Below are 1,954 nucleotides of genomic sequence, written 5' to 3'. Positions count from 1 at the left end.
CCGGCCGTGCCGCCGCGCCCTGCCTCCGCGCCGCGCGTTCCGCGTACGCGTGCCGTGGGCACCGTGGCCGCGCATGGGCTGCGGGTGCTGCTCGGGCATACGGAGGACGAGGAGGAGAGCGCGAGGGCGCGGCGGACCCGGACGCGCAGCACCCGGAGCCCGGCTACCTCCGCGACCCCCGCCACCCCCCTCCGTATCCCCCCGGCCCACCTCCGCGCCGCCCTCCTCACCGGTGCCGCAGCCGTCACCGCCCTCTGGGGCGTGCAGGTGCACCCCTCCGCGCGGCTCGACGCGCTGTTCGCGACCGGGGCCCACCTCACCGGGCTGCTCGCGGGATACGGCGTGCTCGTCATGCTGTTCCTGATGGCCCGCGTCCCCGCCGTCGAGCACGGTGTCGGCGCCGACCGGCTGGCCCGATGGCACGCCTGGGGCGGGCGTTGGGTGCTCAGTCTGTGCGTCGGGCACACCGTGCTCGCCCTGTGCGGATACGCCGTGCACCGCGGCACCGACCTCCTGACGGCCGGCACCGAACTGCTCGGCTACCCGGCCCTCGCCGCCGCCACCCTCGGCACCGGACTGCTGATCGCCGTGGGCGTCACCTCCGCCCGCGCGGTACGCCGCCGCGTCACGCACGAGACCTGGCGCGCCCTGCATCTGCTCACCTACCTCGCCGCCGCACTCGCCTTCGCCCACCAGCTCGCGGGCCCCGAGATCGCGGGCAGCCCGCTCGCCGCATGGACCTGGACGCTGCTGCACACCACGGTCGCGGCCCTGCTCGTCTGGTACCGGCTCGTCGTCCCCGTACGACAGGCGCTGCGGCACGCGCTGCGGGTCACGGAGGTACGGCGGGAAGGACCCGATGTCGTCTCGGTGCTCATACAGGGCGAGGGTCTCGACGAACTGCGGGCCGAGCCCGGGCAGTTCTTCCGCTGGCGGTTCCTGCAGCGCAGGCTCTGGCACACCGCGCTGCCCTTCTCGCTCTCCGCGCCCGTACGCGAGGACACGCTGCGCATCACGGTGAAGGCCGCCGGCAACCACACCCGCCGGATGCGCCGCCTTCGCCCCGGTACGAGGGTGTTCGCCACCGGACCGTTCGGCGCCCTGACCGCGCACCGCCGTACCCGCCGCAAGGTGCTGCTGCTCGCGGGCGGGGTCGGCATCACTCCGATGCGGGCGCTCTTCGAGACCCTCCCCGGCGGACCCGGCGACCTGACGCTGCTCTACCGCGCCAACAACGCCGCCCAGTTGGTGCTGCGGGACGAACTCGAAGCCATCGCGGCAGACCGCCGGGCGGCGCTCCACTACCTCCTCGGTCCGTCCGACGCCTCCTTCGACCCGCTCGCCCCCCAGGCCCTGCGCAACCTCGTCCCCGACCTCGCCGAGCACGACGTCTACCTGTGCGGCCCGCCCAGGATGGCCGAGGCGGCGACGGTCGCACTGATCCGGGCCGGAGTCCCCGAACAGCACATCCACGCCGAGAACTTCACCTTCTGAGCCCCCAGCCCAGTCCAGCCCAGCCCAGTCCAGTGCGTGCGAGTCCAGCCCAGCCCAGTCCGTGCGAGCCCAGTCCACGCGAGCCCACCCCACGCCAGCTCCCTCCACCAGCCTCGCCCAACCCGGCCAACTCCCCGTCCCAGGCCCCGAGAACGGAACCTCCACCCCCATGGCCCGCCACCGCAAGCCCGCCTCCGGCCCCACCCACCAGGCCCGCCGCAGACTCGCCGCCTCGCTCGCGGGCGCCAGTGCCCTGGCGGCCACGCTGCTCACCCTGTCGATCGACCCCTCCGCCCCGCCCGCCCCCGACCGGCTGCCCGCAGGACCGGCCCAACCCCAGGCCGCGCCCTGAGCCGGCAGCACGCGGTGGCGGGGCGGGGGGGGCTGGTGGGGGGTGTGCGGCGGGGCCGGGGGGGCGCGGGGGGGCGGCGGCGGGGGGGGGGGGGCGGCGGGGGGGGGC

2 protein-coding genes are annotated in these 1,954 nt (G+C 75.9%); both read left to right on the top strand.

The genetic code is table 11. From position 1 onward, the window contains the following. The first annotated feature begins 195 nt into the window (after positions 1 to 195). Positions 196 to 1,494 carry a ferredoxin reductase family protein gene (locus ABT367_RS41300; RefSeq protein ID WP_434975659.1) on the top strand — a complete coding sequence of 433 codons (1,299 nt, stop codon included), beginning with the start codon at positions 196 to 198 and terminating at the stop codon, positions 1,492 to 1,494. A gap of 169 nt (positions 1,495 to 1,663) precedes the next feature. After that, on the top strand, positions 1,664 to 1,846 hold the full coding sequence (locus ABT367_RS41295) for a hypothetical protein (protein ID WP_352259110.1): 183 nt from the start codon (positions 1,664 to 1,666) through the stop codon (positions 1,844 to 1,846). Positions 1,847 to 1,954 lie beyond the last annotated feature (108 nt).

The organism is Streptomyces mesophilus (assembly GCF_040300965.1).
In the GTDB taxonomy this organism is placed as follows: Bacteria; Actinomycetota; Actinomycetes; order Streptomycetales; family Streptomycetaceae; genus Streptomyces; species Streptomyces mesophilus_A.
This window is presented reverse-complemented; position numbering and strand designations above follow the sequence as displayed.

Bases quoted from the DNA above. Each gene is read 5' to 3' on its own strand.
- ABT367_RS41295 (WP_352259110.1), top strand. From the start codon at position 1,664: ATGGCCCGCCACCGCAAGCCCGCCTCCGGCCCCACCCACCAGGCCCGC.